The sequence below is a fragment of the Zoogloea sp. GW822-FHT05C07 genome (genome assembly GCF_058800215.1).
This window is the reverse complement of record NZ_CM179510.1, coordinates 4735471-4753251: the sequence shown is the minus strand read 5'-3', so window position 1 is coordinate 4753251 and position 17781 is coordinate 4735471. Positions and strand designations below refer to the sequence as shown.

General features: G+C 63.0%; 15 protein-coding genes and 3 tRNA genes. 7 read left to right on the top strand and 11 right to left on the bottom strand.

The window, feature by feature from the left end; genetic code table 11:
* Positions 1–70: 70 nt before the first annotated feature.
* The 8 genes from cydX to AC3QL2_RS21870 all read right to left on the bottom strand — a co-directional run bounded on the left by cydX (position 71) and on the right by AC3QL2_RS21870 (position 4960).
* Positions 71–187, bottom strand: coding sequence for a cytochrome bd-I oxidase subunit CydX (gene cydX, locus AC3QL2_RS21905; RefSeq protein ID WP_374486062.1), 117 nt, complete (start codon positions 185–187; stop codon positions 71–73).
* A gap of 12 nt (positions 188–199) precedes the next feature.
* Complete coding sequence (gene cydB / locus AC3QL2_RS21900; RefSeq protein ID WP_493232431.1) at positions 200–1342, bottom strand: cytochrome d ubiquinol oxidase subunit II; 1143 nt, start codon at positions 1340–1342, stop codon at positions 200–202.
* 11 nt (positions 1343–1353) lie between these two features.
* Positions 1354–2907 carry a cytochrome ubiquinol oxidase subunit I gene (locus AC3QL2_RS21895; RefSeq protein ID WP_493232430.1) on the bottom strand — a complete coding sequence of 518 codons (1554 nt, stop codon included), beginning with the start codon at positions 2905–2907 and terminating at the stop codon, positions 1354–1356.
* Complete coding sequence (gene cydP / locus AC3QL2_RS21890; protein ID WP_493232429.1) at positions 2897–3079, bottom strand: cytochrome oxidase putative small subunit CydP; 183 nt, start codon at positions 3077–3079, stop codon at positions 2897–2899. Before cydP ends, AC3QL2_RS21895 begins: the two co-directional genes overlap by 11 nt.
* A 306-nt stretch (positions 3080–3385) precedes the next feature.
* A complete protein-coding gene (locus AC3QL2_RS21885; protein ID WP_493232428.1) occupies positions 3386–4399 on the bottom strand; it encodes a YeiH family protein in 1014 nt (337 codons plus the stop codon).
* Between the two features lie 153 nt (positions 4400–4552).
* A tRNA-Arg gene (locus tag AC3QL2_RS21880) sits at positions 4553–4629 on the bottom strand.
* Between the two features lie 89 nt (positions 4630–4718).
* Positions 4719–4795 (bottom strand) — tRNA-Arg (locus tag AC3QL2_RS21875).
* 88 nt (positions 4796–4883) lie between these two features.
* Positions 4884–4960: transfer RNA gene (locus AC3QL2_RS21870), tRNA-Arg, on the bottom strand.
* Positions 4961–5182: 222 nt separating this feature from the next.
* Between AC3QL2_RS21870 and AC3QL2_RS21865 the strand changes: the two genes are divergently transcribed.
* On the top strand, positions 5183–5536 hold the full coding sequence (locus AC3QL2_RS21865) for a Rieske 2Fe-2S domain-containing protein (RefSeq protein ID WP_493232427.1): 354 nt from the start codon (positions 5183–5185) through the stop codon (positions 5534–5536).
* Here AC3QL2_RS21865 and AC3QL2_RS21860 read toward each other — a convergent pair.
* From AC3QL2_RS21860 to AC3QL2_RS21850, 3 genes are all read right to left on the bottom strand, one after another.
* Positions 5496–6416 (bottom strand): helix-turn-helix domain-containing protein, encoded by a 921-nt coding sequence (locus AC3QL2_RS21860; RefSeq protein WP_493232426.1) that lies wholly within the window; start codon positions 6414–6416, stop codon positions 5496–5498. The two genes, AC3QL2_RS21865 and AC3QL2_RS21860, sit on opposite strands and share 41 nt — an antisense overlap.
* 236 nt (positions 6417–6652) lie before the next feature.
* Positions 6653–7843 (bottom strand): 4-hydroxybenzoate 3-monooxygenase, encoded by a 1191-nt coding sequence (locus tag AC3QL2_RS21855; protein WP_493232425.1) that lies wholly within the window; start codon positions 7841–7843, stop codon positions 6653–6655.
* Positions 7844–7987: 144 nt separating this feature from the next.
* The gene (locus tag AC3QL2_RS21850) at positions 7988–8893 is read right to left on the bottom strand and encodes a LysR family transcriptional regulator (RefSeq protein ID WP_493232424.1); all 906 of its coding nucleotides are present in this window, start codon (positions 8891–8893) and stop codon (positions 7988–7990) included.
* A gap of 170 nt (positions 8894–9063) precedes the next feature.
* On the opposite strand from AC3QL2_RS21850, the gene AC3QL2_RS21845 reads away from it, so the two are divergent.
* The 6 genes from AC3QL2_RS21845 to AC3QL2_RS21820 all read left to right on the top strand — a co-directional run bounded on the left by AC3QL2_RS21845 (position 9064) and on the right by AC3QL2_RS21820 (position 17672).
* Positions 9064–11787, top strand: a complete 2724-nt coding sequence (locus AC3QL2_RS21845; protein ID WP_493232423.1) for a type VI secretion system Vgr family protein — start codon at positions 9064–9066, stop codon at positions 11785–11787.
* Positions 11788–11805: 18 nt separating this feature from the next.
* Positions 11806–13956, top strand: coding sequence for a T6SS effector phospholipase Tle3 domain-containing protein (locus tag AC3QL2_RS21840; RefSeq protein ID WP_493232422.1), 2151 nt, complete (start codon positions 11806–11808; stop codon positions 13954–13956).
* A 665-nt stretch (positions 13957–14621) separates the two neighbouring features.
* Positions 14622–15419: a hypothetical protein gene (locus AC3QL2_RS21835; protein ID WP_493232421.1), complete on the top strand. Its 798-nt coding sequence runs from the start codon at positions 14622–14624 to the stop codon at positions 15417–15419.
* Positions 15416–16714, top strand: coding sequence for a hypothetical protein (locus AC3QL2_RS21830; RefSeq protein WP_493232420.1), 1299 nt, complete (start codon positions 15416–15418; stop codon positions 16712–16714). The genes AC3QL2_RS21835 and AC3QL2_RS21830 overlap by 4 nt, the downstream gene beginning before the upstream one ends.
* Positions 16715–16739: 25 nt before the next feature.
* Positions 16740–17003 (top strand): PAAR domain-containing protein, encoded by a 264-nt coding sequence (locus tag AC3QL2_RS21825; protein ID WP_493232419.1) that lies wholly within the window; start codon positions 16740–16742, stop codon positions 17001–17003.
* A gap of 54 nt (positions 17004–17057) precedes the next feature.
* Positions 17058–17672 (top strand): LysE family transporter, encoded by a 615-nt coding sequence (locus AC3QL2_RS21820; RefSeq protein ID WP_493232418.1) that lies wholly within the window; start codon positions 17058–17060, stop codon positions 17670–17672.
* Positions 17673–17781: the final 109 nt, after the last annotated feature.

Below are 17781 nucleotides of genomic sequence, written 5' to 3'. Positions count from 1 at the left end.
TGGGCGGTTCAAACACTCACCTGTCCAGCGAATGTAGCCGCGGCCCGCCAGGGCCGCGGATGGTCATCAGTTACCGGGAAGCACGCTGGCCTGTGCGCCGGCTCTCCTCGTGCTCAGCCCACAGGGCATTGAGGATGGCCAGCAACACCGCAAAGCCGATCCCCAGAATCCAGGCGAAATACCACATCTGTCCTTCTCCTCAATAAGCCGAGTGGCTGTTTTCCCGCACGTAGGCGGCGGTCACCTTGCCGCCCATGACCCGGTAGGCCCATGCGGTGTAGGTGATGATGATCGGCATGAACAGCAGCGTGGCCACCAGCATGATGGTCAGGGTGAGCTGGCTGGACACGCTGTCCCATACCGTGAGGCTGGCGTTGGGGTCGATCGACGACGGCAGGATGAACGGAAACAAGGCCGCTCCCGCCGTGCCGATGACACCTACGATGGCCAGCGCCGAGGCCCAGAAGGCCGCCATCGTGCGCCCGGAGCGCGCCAGCGCCTGGGCTGCCGGCACGGCGACAAAAGCCACGGCCGGCAGCGCCATCGTGAGCGGGTAATGCCGATAGTTCGCAAACCACGCACCGGTCTCTCGGACGACGATCTTGGCAAGGGGATTCGGCTGGGCCGCAGTATCCAGTGTGGACTGGATCACGTAGCCGGGAATGCCCATCCATAGCCACACGCCGGCCGCTGCGAAGGCCAGCAGCATCAGCCCGCCGAAGAAGCCGGCAGCGCGTAGCGCACGCCACTGAATCTCGCCCTGGGTGCGATGGGCCAGGTAGATCGCGCCGTGGAAGCTGATCATCGCCGACGAGACCACGCCGCACAGCAGTGCAAATGGACTGAGCAGTTCCCAGAATGAGCCCGAATAGGTGGACACCAGCTGCGAATCGAAGCTGAACGGCACGCCGAGGAAAAGATTACCGAAGGCCACGCCGAAGATCAGCGGCGGCACCGCGCCACCGACGAACAGCCCCCAATCCCAGGTGCGCCGCCAGGCCGGATTGTCGATCTTGCTGCGGTAATCGAAGCCCACCGGCCGGAAGAACAGCGCCCACAGCACCGCCAGCATGGCCCAGTAGAAGCCCGAGAAGGCCGTCGCATAGACCAGCGGCCAGGCCGCGAAGATGGCCCCGCCGCCGGTGATGAACCACACCTGGTTGCCGTCCCAGTGGGGGCCGACGGTGTTGATGATGACCCGCCGCTCCACATCGTCGCGGCCGACGAAGGGCAGCAGCGTGCCGACGCCCATGTCGTGGCCGTCCATGATCGCGAAGCCCACCAGCAGCACGCCAACGAGCAGCCACCAGATCAGTTTGAGAGTCGTGTAATCGAGCAACATGTGGATCTCCTTCAGGCATGGGCCTCGTTGGCGTAACGGCCAGTCCCCAGGCTGCCGGGGCCCTGCTTCGCGAAGCGGGTCATCAGGTACATCTCGACGACCAGCAGCACCGTGTAGAAGCCGACGAAGCCGGCCAGCGAGCCGTACAGGCTTTCCACGCTGAGGGTTGAAACGGAAAGATGGGTCGGCAGCACGCCGTAGATCGTCCACGGCTGGCGTCCGTATTCGGCAACGAACCAGCCCACTTCGCAGGCCAGCCACGGCACCGGCAGGAAATACACGGCCCAGCGCAGCAGCCAGGGCTTGTCGGCAAAGGTTCCTTTCACCGAGTACCACAGGGCCAGGCTGAACAGGGCCAGCATGCCGAAGCCGCAAGCCACCATCAGGCGGAAGCTCCAGAACATCGGCGTCACGCGCGGCACCGTGTCGTTCATCGCGCGATCGATCATCGCCGGCGTCGCCTGGCTCACGTTGGCGGTGTATTTCTTCAGCAGCAGGCCGAAGCCCAGATCGGCCTTGTGCCGCTCGAAGGCCTCGCGGGCACGGGCGTCGTCCGGATTGCGACGCAGGGCTTCGAGGGCCGTCACCGCGCCGATACCTGCGACGATGCGCTCCCGGTTCTTGGCCTTGATCTCCTTGATGCCGGGAATCTGCTTGCTCAGCGAACGCGTGCCGATGATGCCCATCACCCACGGGATCTCGATGGCGAAGTCGTTCTTCATATCCGCCTCGTTGGGAACCGCGACGAGATTGAACGCGGCTGGCGCCGGCTCGGTCTCCCACATCGCCTCGATGGCGGCCAGCTTGGTCTGCTGGGCCTCGCCGACGGTATAGCCCGACTCGTCGCCGAGCACGATCACCGAACACACCGACGCAAAGCCGAAGGCCGCCGCGATGCCGAAGCTGCGCTTGGCGAACTCCACGTCGCGCCCCTTCAGCAGATACCAGGACGAGATCGACAGCACGAACATCGCCCCGGTTACGTAGCCGGCCGACACGGTATGTACGAACTTGGCCTGGGCATCCGGGTTGAACAGCAGCGCCCAGAAGTCAGTCATCTCCATGCGCATCGTCACGTAGCTGAACTCCGCACCCACCGGGTTCTGCATCCAGCCGTTGGCGATCAGGATCCACAGTGCCGACAGGTTGGTGCCCACCGCCATCAGGATCGTCACCAGCAGGTGCTGCTTGCGGGAAAGCCGGTCCCACGCAAAGAAGAACAGGCCGATCATCGTCGATTCGAGGAAGAAGGCCATCAGCCCTTCGATGGCCAGCGGCGCACCGAAGATGTCACCGACGTAGTGGGAGTAGTAGGCCCAGTTGGTGCCGAACTGGAACTCCATCGTGATGCCGGTGGTGACGCCCAGCGCGAAGTTGATGCCGAACAGCTTGCCCCAGAAGCGGGTCATGTCCTTGTAGAGCTGCTTGCCGGTCATCACATAGACCGACTCCATGATCACCAGCAACCACACCATTCCGATGGTCAGCGGCACGAACAGGAAGTGATAGAGCGCGGTAGCAGCGAACTGAAGGCGGGAAAGATCGACCACTTGCTCAGTGACCACGGCTGCCTCCCTGACCAGCCATGGGGCCGGCAAGATGCGCAGACATGGCCGCCGGATCGACCGGCACCTTTGCGTCGTGAACGAAGAACCACCACAGGGCGCCCAGCGCAATGGCCTTGGCGAGGAGTATCCAGCCCAGGTGGCGTAACAGGAATGAGTCAGTTGGGGTCATGGTTCGACTGCCTTGTTGGAAAATCAGACTTGGCTTATCAAGCGCCGTGCCATTCTGCCGAATTTCGACAAAGTCTTTTTACAACAAAGGCTTGAATTCGACTTTTCGCGACCATTGGTCGCAGGCCGGACCCCACCTGGAGGCTGTCACGACAGCCATTGGCAGTCAAAAATTGCCCAATGGCAGTATCTGGCAGCGTTTTGACGGCAGGTCAAACCACCATGACACAGACGTAGTCGTTGTGTCCCGAGACATCCGGGGCGCATCTGCTTCGAGCCCCATCCAGCCAAGGCGGTTCCGCAAAGCTCACCCCAGCAGCCACACCACGGCAGCACCGCCGACCATCAGTTGCAGGAACAGGATCGCACCGAGCAGCAGCGCCCCGCTGCCAGCTTCGCGTATGCGCGCCAGACGGGTTTCCAGACCGAGAGCCGCCATCGCGACGGTCAGCAGCAAGGTATCGGCAGTGCGCAGCATCTCGCTCTGTGCCGGAGAGCACAGATGCAAGGAATTCAGGCCCACGACGGCCACGAAGCCCAGCGCAAACCACGGCACACGCACGCCTCCAGAGACGCCCTCCCCGCGCAATCTCAGAAACAGGCTCACGCCAAACAGGAACGGGGCCAGCATCATCACCCGCAACATCTTCACGATCACCGCGGTATCTTCCGCGCCGCCACCCACTGCATTGCCAATGGCCACCACCTGGGCGACCTCATGTACCGTCGCGCCTGCATAAACGCCAAACATCTGCGCCGGCCAGTCGATGAAGCGCTGAAGGCAGGGGTAGAGCACCATCGCCAGGGTGCCGAACAGGACGACCGTGCCAATCGCGGCACTGGTCCGGTGGGGCTGCGCGCCGACAACCGGCTCGGTAGCCAGAATCGCCGCCGCGCCGCAGATCGCGCTTCCGGCCGAGGTAAGGATCACGGTGTGCGGATCGAGCTTGAGCCAGCGGGTTCCCACCAACCAACCGACGAGCAGCGTGCTCGCCATCATCAGCAGATCGGTCAGCAGCGCTTGCGAACCGACACCGACGATCTGCTGGACGCTCAAATTGAACCCGTACAGGGCAACCCCCGCCCGCAGCACCCTCCCTTGTGCCAGCAGTACGCCTGGGGTGAAGCGCAGCCGAAGACGCTCCGGCAAGCCGTTGCCGAGCAGTGCGCCGAACAGGATCGCCAGCGTCAGCGGCCCGACGCCAAGACGGCCGATGAAACCAAGCCGACTGACCGTGTAAGCCATCGCAGCCAGGACAGTGCACAGGCCAAGACCAATCAGCCATGACATGCGCACGTGGATATATGCAGGAAGGTTCATTGACGACTTTCTCGATGTGGAACCGAGACATTAGCGTCAACTAATACATTGGATAAAATGGATTATTTAGAACACTTACATCCGCAAAATAGATATAGAAGGTCGTATATGCAATGCAAAAAGGGACTGCATTTCTGCAGTCCCTTTTCAATTTGGCGCGCCCGGCAGGATTCGAACCCACGACCCCTTGGTTCGTAGCCAAGTACTCTATCCAACTGAGCTACGGGCGCAACACTCACACGCTCAACCGACCGGAAACCCGGTGAGGCCATTGCCTCTGCGGTTGAAAAGAGCCGCACTGAAGCGACTCTGGCAAAACTGGCGCGCCCGGCAGGATTCGAACCCACGACCCCTTGGTTCGTAGCCAAGTACTCTATCCAACTGAGCTACGGGCGCACACTTCACAATCAGCCAACCGGAAACCCGGCGAAAGCAATTTGCTTCCCGACTGAACAGAACCGCAATGAAGCGATTCTGGTAAAAATGGCGCGCCCGGCAGGATTCGAACCCACGACCCCTTGGTTCGTAGCCAAGTACTCTATCCAACTGAGCTACGGGCGCGCTGCGAAAGACCGGCATTATACATAGCTTCGGAGAAAATGGAAGCCTTTCGTTGCAGTTTGATGTCTTTCTCTTCCGGGCTCTGGAATTCGCCCTTTGGCGTCCTTCTTGCGTACCCATCTACATCCGGGCTTTTGCGCGATCAAAACGGAGGGTTTGCGACACGACGTCCCGTTTTCGCGCCAGCCCTTGTCGATGATCCCACGCCCCAAGGAGCACGCAATGTTCGTCCCCGTCTGCAAGCAGAGCTATCTCTACGAAGGTGAAATGGTGCCCTGCATGGCCGGCACCAAGGAAATCCTGATCGTCTGGGCTGACGGCGGCCAGCCGCACGCCTTCGACGGCATCTGCCCGCACGGCACCTTTCCGCTGTCGAAGGGCATGTTCAATGGTCGCACCCTGGTCTGTCCGTCCCACAACTGGGTCTTCGATGCCCGTAACGGGCACGGCCTGTCGCCGACCGGCTGCCAGATCCCGGAGTACGCGATGAAGTTCGAGGACGGCATGGTGTGGGTGGACACCGACGCCAACGCAGTCAACGCCCAGTGTGGGACTGGCGATAGCGGGACGGACTGAGCCCCGTGCGGCGTTTGACGAAACGGCAGAAATAGGCCGGATCGTCGAAGCCCAGGCTGGCCGCGATGCCGGTGACTGGCTCGGTTGTATACAGCAGGAGCCGGCAGGCCTCGCGGGTCAGGCGTTCGTGGATCACGTCCAGCGCACTGCCGCCGCACTCCGCACGGGTCAGCCGATTGAGCCGTGGCGTGCTCACGCCCAGTTGGCTGGCGTAGCGGGCCACCGGCCAGTGCTCCAGGTAATGGGCTTCGACCTGCAGCACGAAGCGGGTGAACAGCGCCTGATGCACCGCCACCGGGCTCCCCTCCCCCAGCGCCTGCAGACGGGCGCCGGCCTGGGCCAGGTGCCAGACGATGGTCTGGGACAACCAGCGCAAGGGCGGCGAGCCGGCCATACCGGGGCTCATGAACTCGGCGCTGAGTTCCCGCAGCAGCGCATCCAGCCGCCCTGCCGTCGGATCCTCCGCATCGAAGCGCAATACGCGCGGCCCGGCGAAGAGCTCGCGCAAGGCTTTTCCGACCGTTTCCAGTTCCCCTTCGACCAGGAAGCGGCCGCCCAGCGTGAGCACCCGGCCCTGGGTCTCTGGCGCGAAGCGGAAGCCATGCACCGTGCCCGGCGGAATGATCACCGCCACCGGCCCCGTCACCTCCTGGCGGCCGGCATCCAGCGCGACGCTCGCCGCCCCCTCCGTGATCCACACCACCTGATACAGGCCGTGGTGCAGGTGAGGCTGGATCTCCCAGTCGTGGATGCGGCTACGGGACTGGATTTCTTCAATGTGGAGAAGCTCGCGCACCGGCTCGGCCGCTTCACCATATAAGGTGAAGCTCGGGATGAGCGGCTTCGGTGCAACGAAGCGGGGCTTCACGCGCATGTCCATGAGTGAGCGCCTCAGGACAGAACGTCCGCCGGCATCCGGCTAGCCTCGCCATCAAGGGCGAAGCCCGAATGCCACGCGGGGAAATGCGAAAAGAGATGCATCACGGGACTCCGGAAGCGGCACGACGCCAGCACTTGCGCCGATTATGACGCCGCCTCCATCCCGCAGACAGTGCGCGGGCCCACTAGCAGCTAGACAATTCTGCTATGGCCCGCCTGTCGCCAATCAGATGCCAATCAGCCCTGCCAGCCTTCGAACGGCAAGCCGACGTAGTTCTCCGCCAGCGATGCCGCCGCGGCGCGGGAGCTGACTGTGTATTCCAGCTGCGACCGGCGGAAGCGCCGGGTGATGGTGTCCTCGCCGTCGAAGTCGTGCAGCATGTTGGTCATCCACCAGCTGAAATGCTCGCCGCGCCACACCCGCTTGACCGCACGGGTGCTGTAGCTGTCGAGCGCCGCACGGTCGTCGCGGCGGTAGAAATCGACGATCGCCTTGCTGAGCAGGACCACGTCACCGGCTGCCAGGTTGAGGCCCTTGGCGCCGGTCGGCGGCACGATGTGGGCGGAGTCGCCGGCCAGGAACAGGCGGCCGTGCTGCATCGTTTCGCAGACGAAGCTGCGCATCGCGATGATGCCCTTCTGGAAGATCCGCCCTTCCTTCAGCTGCCAGCCATCGTCATTGGCCAGGCGGGCGCGGAATTCGGCCCAGATGCGATCATCGGACCAGTTATCCACGCTGTCGTTGGGGTCGCACTGGAAGTACATGCGCTGCACGTCCGGCGTACGCGTGCTGACCAGCACGAAGCCACGGTCGCTCTGGGCGTAGATCAGCTCGTCGCTGGACGGCGGCGCTTCGCACAGAATGCCGAACCAGCCCGCCGGATAGACCTTCAGATGTTCCTGGCGGATGGATGCCGGGATCGCCTGGCGGGACGGACCGTGGAAGCCGTCGCAGCCGCCAATGAAGTCGCACTGAATCTCCTGCGCCGCACCGTCCTTGCTGTAGCGTATGGACGGCTGGGTGCCGTCGATGCCATGCAGGCTCACGTCCGATACGCCAAACTCGATAGTCGTGCCGTTGGCGAGCACCACCGCCACCAGATCCTTGATCACTTCGTGCTGCGGATAGACGGTGATCGACTTGCCGCCGGTCAGCTCGGGCAGGTCGATGCGGTGGCGCTTGCCGCCGAAGGACAGCTCGATGCCGTTGTGCACATAGCCTTCGCGCACCATGCGCTCGCCGACACCCAGCTCCTTGAGCAGTTCGACGGTGGGGTGCTCCAGCACGCCGGCCTTGATGGTCGCCTCGATGTCTTCCCGCGAGCGCTGCTCGACGATCACCGATTCGATGCCCTGCAGATGCAGCATGTGGGAAAGCAGCAGCCCCGCCGGGCCCGCGCCGATGATGCCAACCTGGGTCTTCGTCATGTCCTTGTCTCCTGTCAGAGTTGTTGTGTTCGACAGGACGCAGGTTACGGACAGACATAGACCGCTTGAATGGACGAATCAGCGGTACGAATTGCACTTTTGGAACGACTGCGGCCGGCAACCATCGCCCCTACAAAAATCGGCTCAAACCGGCCCGGCTTCGCACATCAGATCGGCAACCAGACCGCGCAACCAGCGGTTGGCCGGGTCGTTGTGGAAACGCTCGTGCCAGTGCTGGCGTACCGAGTATTCCGGCAAGGGATACGGCACCGGGAAGCAGCGGAAACGCCCGCGCCCGGCCAACACCTCGCCGAGGCGCTTGGGAATGGTCAGCAGCAGCTCAGTCTGCTCGATGAAGAAAGCCACGCCAACGAAATTGGGAATCCGCAAGGCCACGCGCCGGCGGATACCCTGGCGGGCCAGCTCCTGGTCCACGATCAGGTGCCCGGTGCCCTGGGTGCTGACCAGCGCATGTTCTTCCGCCTCGAACTGCTCGGGGGTCAGGCCATCGCGGATGCGCGGATGGTCTGCGCTCACCATGCACACATAGTGCTGGCGGAACAGCGCCTGCTGATAGAAGCCCGCTTCCAGCTGCGGGATGAAACCGATGGCCAGATCGGCCCGCCCGCTTTCGAGCAGGTCCGACGTGTCCGGCGACAGCGGCAGCACCTCGATCTGGATCCGCGGCGCCACCTCACGCAGGCGCCGCCACAGGCCCGGCATGATCACCAACTGGCTGATGTCGGTCATGCAGATGCGGAAGCATCGGCTCGACTCCCGCGGATCGAACTCGGTGCGCTGACCGAGCACCCGGTCCAGCGCCTGCAACGCCTCACGCACCGATTCGATCAGCGACTCGGCCAGCGGCGTCGGCTCCATGCCGCCGGCGGTGCGCACGAACAGCGGATCGCCGAACTGCTCCCGCAGCTTGCCCAGCGCAATGCTCACCGCCGGCTGCCCCATGTTCAACGTCTCCGCCGTGCGGCTCACGCTGCGGGACTTGAAGACTTCGTCGAAGACGCTGAGCAGGCGGGCGTCGAGGGGGTTCATGGGCGGTAGCGTGGGTCTTGGCGAAGATCGCCCATCTTACTGCAGGGCTGTCACGTCCAGCCAACCTGCCCCAAGCACGGCAAGCCGCCAAAATACTAATGTCATGTTGACACAAAAATGACATTAACCTAAAAAGACAGGCTTTACGGCACCGATGGCATCGAGCCCCCATGTCTTCTTCCCTCGCGTCCACCCTGTCCGCCCTTCTCAATGCGCTTAGCCAGGCAAACTCCATCCTGAGGCTGCAGTTTCCGGACGACGCGGCGGCGGCCGTCACGCGCCTGGTGCCCTATCAGCTCGCCGGCGAGGAGGCCGTCTGCGACGGCATCCGCTATCGCCTGCAATGCCTGGCCGATGACAACCGGATCGACCTGACCGAGCTGCTGGGCCAGCCTGTTGCAGTAACCATCGGTGATGACCGCGGCGGGCGCCGGCTGATCAGCGGCATCGTCACCTCCGCCGAACAACGCCTGTCCGACGGCGCGGCAACGGCCCTCGAGATCGTCGTCGAGGACGCTCTCGCCATACTCCGCCAGCGCAGCACCTGGCGGGTGTTCTGCGAAACCTCGGTCGTCGAGATCACCGAGCAGATCCTCGCCGAACACATCCGCGGCAACACCGTCTTCGCTCAGGCCTTCAAGTTCGTCATCACCGGCCTCCAGAAAAGCTACCCGAAACGCGCCTTCACATTGCAAGCTGGCGAGAGCGACCAGGCCTTCCTCACCCGCCTGTGGCGCCAGGAAGGCATCACGTGGAGCTTCCAGTTCTCGCTGGACAAGGACGTCCCGCAGCACACGCTGCTGCTCACCGACCGACCCGGCGCCTTTCCCGACAACCCGGCCGGCACTGTGCGTTTTCACCGCGCCGACGCTACCGAGGAACGCGACACCGTCGTCGCCTGGCGCGCCTGGCGGACCCAGGCGCCGTCCTCCATCACCCGCGCCAGCTTCGATTACAAATCCGTCCGAGCCTCCGAGAACGTGCAACCCACTGTGCTCAAGCAAGGCAAGGCCGGCAATGCGCTAGCCAATACGCTGACCGACTACCACTACGACGCACCGCAGCACGCCGCCGGCAACGCCCATTACGACGAGATGGGCCGCGCCCACATCATGGCCCATGAGTTCGCTGCTTCTGGCTGGCGCGGCGAATCGGTGGTCCGCCAGTTTGCCCACGCGACAGTCTTTGGCCTCCGCGAGCATCCGGAGATCGACGCCTGGCCCGACGACAAACGGAAATTCACGCTCACCCGGCTTCAGCTCTACGCCCGCAACAACATTGCCCTCGATCCGCTGCTGGAGCGTCGCCTCACTGCAGGCTGGGACATTCCCAGCAAGGACGGCAATACGGAAGAGCGCGCCGACGCGCCGATCTACTACAACCGCTTCGAATGCGTACAGCAGGACACCCCGGTCGTTCCCTTTTTCTCGACCGCCGATGCGCCGCGCGTAGGCATCCTCAGTGCCATAGTGGTCGGCGCAGAAGGCAGCGAAATCGATGTAGACGAGCGCGGGCGAGTCGCAGTGCGCTTCCCCTTCGCGCGGCCGGAAGACCATCCCTACGGCTATGGCACCTCAGGCACGCCGCGCGATTCGGCACGCATCCGCGTGATGCACCCGTGGGCCGACAATGCCTACGGCGCCGCCCTCTGGCCCCGCGTCGGCTCGGAAGTGCTGGTCGGCTTTCTGCAAGGCGATCCATCGAAGCCGATCGTCCTCGGCGCAGCCTACAACGGCACCCACGAGCCGCCGCGCTTCTCCGGCTACGGCAGCCTGCCCACCAACAGCGCGCTGTACGGTCTGCGCAGCAAGGAGATCAAAGGCAAGGGATACAACCAGCTGCGCTTCGACGACACCTCGGCGCAGATCAGCGCCCAACTGTCCTCTGATTACACCGCCAGCCAGCTCAACCTCGGCTGGCTCGGCAAGCCGCGCCAGGACGGACAGTCCGAAGCCCGCGGTGAAGGCTTCGAACTGGCCTCCGATGCCGCTGGCGCGCTACGCGCCGCCAAGGGCCTGCTGCTGTCCGCCTGGTCCCGCTTCAAGGCCTCCGGCGCCCAGCTGGACCGACAGGAACTGCTGGGCCTGATGGAAGAACAGCTGGATTTCTTCAAGCAGATCGGTGACTACGCCGCCCAACACGGCGGCAAGGCCAACGACAACGCACCTCACAACCAGCTCCACGACGACCTGAAGAACTGGGAGGCAGGCTCCAACACCGCCAAGGGCGGCAGTGGCGGTGGCAAGCCGCTGGTCGCCGTCAGTGCCCCGGCCGGCGTTTACCTCAACAGCCCCGAGGCCGTGGTGACCCACGCCGGCAAGAACGTGGACATCGTCGCCGGCCAGCACCTGCAGTCGGCCTGTGCCGGCCGCCACACCCTCAACACCGGCCAGGGCATCGCGCTGTTCGCCCAGTCGGAAGGCATCAAGATCCTCGCCCACGACGGCAAGCTGGAACTCCAGTCCCAGCACGGCGACACCCAGGTCAATGCCAGCCAGAACCTCAAGCTCTCCGCCAGCGAAGGCAAGGTGCAGGTCATGGCCGCCGCGGAGATCCTCCTCGCCGAATCCGGCGGTGCCTACATCAAGCTGGCCGGCGGGCGTATCGAGTTGGGCTGCCCCGGCGACTTCACCGTCAAGGCCGCCAGCCACCAATGGTCCGGCAGCGCATCAAGCCCAACCGACCTGCCCAAGTTCTCCACCGGCGACCTCGGTCGCACGCCCGTGCTGGTGCGCGCCACCGACGGCCAGCCCATCGGCGGTATCCCCTACTCGATCACCCGCCCCGACGGCAGCACCCTGTCCGGCCACACGGACGCCAACGGCAAGGCCGCCGCCCTCGAAGGCAGCACCTTCGAGCAAATCAGCGTGCAGTTCTTCGCCCCCGACCAATAACCGACCCTGTCCTTCGCCATGATTGCCCCCGGACTCAACACACCCCAGCCCCTGGCCACCGGCCAGTTCTTCACCGACCCCAGCCACAGCAGCAAGAAGATCCCTAACCCCCTCCCGCTGCCCGGCGTGGTCATCTTCGTGCACGGCGTGAATTCGGACGGCGAGTGGTTCGACGCCAGCGAAGAAGGCTTGTGCAAGGGGCTCAACAAACGGCTGGCCCGGCAATCGGAGCAGTTGGCGTGTCAAGGGCCGGAGGCTGGGCAGTTGAAGGAGGTGAAATACACCGCTGAACTGTCTCCCGAAGGGTTCATTAGTCCCAAACGCAACGCCAAGAACTTCATTGAAACTTCTCCCAACTGGTCACCCGTCATCCGCTTCCGCTGGGGCTACAAGGCCAGCAAGGATGATCTTAAGCTCTACGGCTCCAACATCTGGCTCAACGAGCAGGACTACTGGGGCGGCGGCCCCTTCGCCAACGGCTGCACCAGCCTGCCCGATCTTTGGAGCGAGGGAACGAACGACCGCCTGTTCCTATGGCTCACCGCCCAACACGTGAACCCGGTTCCGGGCCGCGACGTCTTTGCCTGCCCACCGCGCAGCTACTACGTCTTCGCCGCGCTCAGGCTCGCCAAACTGGTCGCATCGATCCGCGCCAAACAGGCGGACTGCCCGGTCACCATCGTCTGCCACAGCCAGGGCAACATGGTTGGCATCGCCGCAGCATTTCTCGGCGAGCGCCTCGGCGACGCCGTTGCCGACAACTACATCCTGTGCAATCCGCCACTGAGCCTGCGGCCCGATAACCTCGCCGAGCAGTGGACCCAGCGCTACACCATCAGCACCGGCAACCAGACGAGCGGACGCCAGACCTCGGCAGCGCGGAACGCGACACTGGCCCACTACTTCGAAATCCTGCGTGCACGCGCCAGCAAGGAGCAGGATCCAGCCAGCATCGACAAGGCTATGGCCAACGAGAACTGCCCGGTCGGTACCCCGTACAAGGCGGAAACGGACAAAAAAACTCACGGCTTCAAGGATCGAACCTATGGCCGCGTCACGCTGTATTGCTGCCCCCACGATCAGGTCATCTCGGCAACACCGGTGCAGGGCATCGGCTGGCTCGGCATGCACGCAGACGAAATCGGGGCATGCAACGGGAAAGACGTATTCAGCCAACGAGTCTTCGCCCAAGGCTATCCGGTCGGCGCACCGCCCGGCAAATCCTCCGCCTACCACTATCTGAACGACCGCTGGAACAAAGACCGGAAAGACGGCAAGGATGGTTTCTGGCACCCCCCCTCCCCCACCGCCCGCTTCTCCCTGCGGCACGGCCTGGATGCCAACACCAGCCTGCTCGGCAAGACGATGACCGTCGCGACGTGCTGGCTCCTCAGCGCAGTGGATCTCTTCAAGCTCCCAGTCAATGCCAACCCTGAGGAGAACTGGGTCATTCCGATCAATGCTCCCCCACTGCCCGAGTCCTTCACCCCTAAGGCTCGACGCTTCGGTCAGGTCAGCGACCAGTTCGACGAGGGCTACGACCCGGGTGGCAATTCACGGAATGCGCAAAAGCCCAAGGCGGAGAAGGCCGCTGACGATCCCTATGACTCCCACACTACCCTGAAGACAAAGGATGGCTCGATGGAGGACCGTCCGATGGGCGACGCCAATTCCGAAGCTCAGATGCGCTACGAAGACCGGGCCCGCCTGCGCATGCGGGCCCGGCGCGAAGGACTGGCCGATGAAAACAACCGGGTCGTTGGCGAAGACGACCCCACGCAGGCCAGCGAAGCCCACAAGCAATGGCGCAACGCGAAGATCAAGACGTTTCTGTCCGAGTCGGTTGATCAGAATGCAACGGACCACTCGACGATTGTTACGAACCCAATGCATGCGGAGAAGGCGATGGCTTACGACGTTGCGATTGGAGTCTGTCGGCTGAACCCAGCGGACTGGCGTGAATTGAGAGTAGAGGCCGACTGGAGATATCTACAGGAGTTGCAGGATAAGAATCGCCCTCATGGCAGCTTTGCTGAGTACTTCGACACAGGAAAGATGGCCGATCAAGACATCCACTCTTGGGCCAATAGCAATCCGGAGGCTCGTATCCCCCCAACAATCACCGACGAGCGGACTGTCACCACCTCTGGATATCCGAGACAGGTATGAAAAATTACTTCACCACGCCGCAACGACGGTTAGCTCTCTCGGTCTCCGTATTTCTTGTGACCTCATTGGTCGCCTTACTTATTGCGTGGCGGCAAGACGCATCTGCACCTCCCCATGCCTGGACTATCGAGGACATCATGATCCGTTTATTTGCACTACCTGCGCTCCTCTCAGCTATGGCTTTGGCCTGGCCTGCTAGCAGCACCCTCTCTCATGCTATGGCCATGACTCCGTCACAAGCTGCACCAGTCACGTCAGCCCCTTTTAAAGCTCAAGTCGTTGGTATTCAGTGGATGAATCCCCTTGTGCGTCGGGACTACCCTACCGAGTGGCAATTGCTATGGACACTTGGATTGACAAAGCCGAACAAGAACGACGATATGGTCAGAACAGACCCCACGTCTTTTTCTACAGTTCAACCTGTTGCAGCCATCGTTTGGAATATGGACGGTGAGGTGACGTTCTCCCGCTTCTTTCGAGGCTATTTCGTTCGCTTCCTGCATCCAATGGGGAGGCGCTATGCAATGAATGCCGATTATTTCTATACCGTTCAACCCCGGTCACCAAAAGACTGGCGTGAACTGGCCGGAATCCATATCGAATTTGCGCTCCCTGACACACCTCTTCTTCCGCAAGAAGAAGCCATCGCTATGGTGAAAGAGGCGATGAACCGTGAGTTCGAGTTCTACAACCCCAACCTCTCCACCCGCAACGTCCCTGCCGACGTGCACGTCTCCGTCGGCGGCGCCAGCGTCGGTTTCACCTCCCTCACCTCCGCCCTCGACTATCTAAAGACCCACCCCAAAGAGTCCGTCTGGGCGATGACCTGGGATTCGCCGGATCACCCGAAGGACGAGCAGATGACCGAGAACTGCGTCCTCCTCGTCCTCGCCGGCCCCGACTTCGACACGAAACGCGAACCCCTCGCCTGGATCGGCTACCCAGCCGTCCGCAAGAGCGAGGACTTCGAAACCCAGCCCGACGCCTCCCGTCAGTTGCAGGCCTGGCAAGCCGCCATCCGCGATGCGGCCGCCCAGGCCGACACGACGGTCCCCACCCTCGGCCACGTCATCCACGACGCCGGCTTCGGCTCAGACTTGGCCGGACGCCGCTTGGCGCAAGTCGGCCATGCCCTCGGCACGCTCAACCCCGAGTTCGACTTCGCCACCCAGACCTTCAACACGCCCAAGCTGCTCGGCGACATGCGCGCCGGCACCGCATTGACCAACGTCGCGCTGGCCATCGCCTGGACACACCAGAAAGGCAAGCCTGTACTGGTACTCGGCACCACCGAAACCGACCGTCTCAGCGCCGTCGTTGTCACCCCACCGTCCCGGCCGCGTCTCTTCGATCCCAACCGCGACTGGTTCCGCGCCCGCGGCGAGGGCAATGCCTACCTGCCCTGGTGGGGGCTGCGCAAGGACGTGGACTGGGCCACCTATCCGCAGGGGTTCTCCGATTGAAAGCCGTTCTTGCCGGCCTGCTGGGATTGCTCGCGGGGTGCGCCTCGATCAACGAGTCCACACGAACGCAGCAGCTAGATCGCCCGACGGGGCCCTTTCGGGCGCAGGTCGTTGGTGTGCAGTGGATGAATCCGCTCGTGCGGCGGGATTATCCGACTGAGTGGCAATTGCTATGGACGCTTGGGCTATCAGCGCCAAATCTAAAAGACGACATGGTCAAAACGAACCCCGACCTGTTCACCTCAATTCAACCAATTGTCCCAATCGTATCAAATAGAACAGGCAAGACGATCTTCTCGCGCTTCTTTGGCGGCTACATGGAGGACATCCTGCGTCCATTCGGCAATCGTTATGTATTGAACGCCAACTACTTTTACACCATTCAACCCAAGTCTCCGAAAGACTGGCGCGAACTGGCCGGCATTCACATCGAATTTGCGCTCCCGGATACGCCTCTTCTGCCTCAGGAACAGGCCATCCATATCGTGCAAAATGCAATGAATGAGGAATTTCAGTTCTACAACCCCAAGCTCTCCACCCGCGACATCCCAGCCGACGTGCACATTTCCGTCGGCGGCGACAGCGTCGGTTTCACCTCCCTCGCCACAGCCCTGGACTACCTACAGGCGCACCCAAAAGAAAGCGTCTGGGCCATGGCCTGGGACGCACCCGATCATCCCCGCTACAAGCTGATGACCGAGAACTGCGTCCTCCTCATCCTCGCCGGCCCCGACTTCGACACCAAGCGCGAACCCCTCGCCTGGATCGGCTACCCAGCCGTCCGCAAGAGCGAGGACTTCGAAACCCAGCCCGACGCCTCCCGTCAGTTGCAGGCCTGGCAAGCCGCCATCCGCGATGCGGCCGCCCAGGCCGACACGACGGTCCCCACCCTCGGCCACGTCATCCACGACGCCGGCTTCGGCTCAGATGCGGCCGGACGCCGGCTCGCGCAAGTCGGCCATGCCCTCGGCACGCTCAACCCCGAATTCGATTTCGCCACCCAGACCTTCAACACGCCCAAGCTGCTCGGCGACATGCGCGCCGGCACCGCATTGACCAACGTCGCGCTGGCCATCGCCTGGACACACCAGAAAGGCAAGCCGGTGCTAGTGCTCGGCACCACCGAAGCCGACCGCCTCAGCGCCGTCGTCGTCACGCCCCCCGCACGCCCGCGTCTCTTCGATCCGAACCGCGACTGGTTCCGCGCCCGCGGCGAGGGCAATGCCTACCTGCCCTGGTGGGGGCTGCGCAAGGACGTGGACTGGACGACTTATCCGCAGGGGTTCTCCGATTGAACATCAGCCATTCCCGGAGGCAGCAATGAAAGGCGTCATCCGACTCGGCGATCCGACCAGCCACGGCGGCAGCGTGGTGCAGGCCAGTTCGTCCCACCGCGTGATGGACCGGGGCGTGGCCCGCGTGGGCGACCGCTGCATCTGCCCGATGCGTGGCCATGAGAGCTGCGTGATCGCGGAAGGCGATCCGCAGGTCTTGAGCGACGGCATTCCGGTGGCCTTCGACGGTCACAAGACCAGTTGCGGGGCGACGCTGATCTCCACGCTGGGCAGCAGCGGACGCGCCTGAGTGCGCCAGCATCCGTAAAATGCCTGCTCCGCGTCGCTCTTGAGTACGGCCACCATGTCCGGTATCACCGACTACCCTGCTTTCGTCCTCGCCGTCATCCTCTTCTTGGTGATTCCAGGCCCCGGCAATCTGGCACTGATGACCTCCACCGGCAAGGGTGGCATCCGCGGTGGTCTGGCTGCAACCTGCGGCGTGATACTCGGCGACCAGGTCCTGATGTGGCTGGCTGTGGGCGGCGTGGCGGCGCTGCTGGCGATGAATCCACTCGCTTTCCAGGCCGTACAGTGGCTGGGCGCAGCCTACCTGGGCTGGCTGGGGCTGCGGATGCTGTGCGCCAAGCCCGGGCAGGCGCCGGTGCTCAACATCCGTCCGCGACATTACCTGCGCCAGGCGCTGCTGATCACCCTGCTCAATCCGAAGGCCATCGTTTTCTACATGGCCTTCTTTCCGCTCTTCATCGATCCGGCCCGCAATCCGGGCCTGGCCACCTACGGCATCATGGCCTTGAGTATCGCCGTGCTGACCTTCCTGTACGGCCTCATTGCGGTGCTGCTGACCCATTTCCTCGCTGAGCGGCTGCGGAGCAACCCGATCCTGTCGCGGGCGCTGGAGAAGCTGGCGGGCAGCGTGTTGATCGCCTTCGGCATCAAACTGGCGGTAACACGCTGAATCGTTGTCGATTTTTCTTACACAAAGCTTCTCGCCGTTTTTTTCAGAACGCCAAGCCATTGATATAAAAGGGCTTAATTTCAAGGCACGTATGATGCGTGTTGTGATC

Bases quoted from the DNA above. Each gene is read 5' to 3' on its own strand.
- cydX (WP_374486062.1), bottom strand. From the start codon at position 187: ATGTGGTATTTCGCCTGGATTCTGGGGATCGGCTTTGCGGTGTTGCTG.
- cydB (WP_493232431.1), bottom strand. From the start codon at position 1,342: ATGTTGCTCGATTACACGACTCTCAAACTGATCTGGTGGCTGCTCGTT.
- cydP (WP_493232429.1), bottom strand. From the start codon at position 3,079: ATGACCCCAACTGACTCATTCCTGTTACGCCACCTGGGCTGGATACTC.
- AC3QL2_RS21885 (WP_493232428.1), bottom strand. From the start codon at position 4,399: ATGAACCTTCCTGCATATATCCACGTGCGCATGTCATGGCTGATTGGT.
- AC3QL2_RS21865 (WP_493232427.1), top strand. From the start codon at position 5,183: ATGTTCGTCCCCGTCTGCAAGCAGAGCTATCTCTACGAAGGTGAAATG.
- AC3QL2_RS21860 (WP_493232426.1), bottom strand. From the start codon at position 6,416: ATGGACATGCGCGTGAAGCCCCGCTTCGTTGCACCGAAGCCGCTCATC.
- AC3QL2_RS21855 (WP_493232425.1), bottom strand. From the start codon at position 7,843: ATGACGAAGACCCAGGTTGGCATCATCGGCGCGGGCCCGGCGGGGCTG.
- AC3QL2_RS21850 (WP_493232424.1), bottom strand. From the start codon at position 8,893: ATGAACCCCCTCGACGCCCGCCTGCTCAGCGTCTTCGACGAAGTCTTC.
- AC3QL2_RS21845 (WP_493232423.1), top strand. From the start codon at position 9,064: ATGTCTTCTTCCCTCGCGTCCACCCTGTCCGCCCTTCTCAATGCGCTT.
- AC3QL2_RS21840 (WP_493232422.1), top strand. From the start codon at position 11,806: ATGATTGCCCCCGGACTCAACACACCCCAGCCCCTGGCCACCGGCCAG.
- AC3QL2_RS21835 (WP_493232421.1), top strand. From the start codon at position 14,622: ATGAACCGTGAGTTCGAGTTCTACAACCCCAACCTCTCCACCCGCAAC.
- AC3QL2_RS21825 (WP_493232419.1), top strand. From the start codon at position 16,740: ATGAAAGGCGTCATCCGACTCGGCGATCCGACCAGCCACGGCGGCAGC.
- AC3QL2_RS21820 (WP_493232418.1), top strand. From the start codon at position 17,058: ATGTCCGGTATCACCGACTACCCTGCTTTCGTCCTCGCCGTCATCCTC.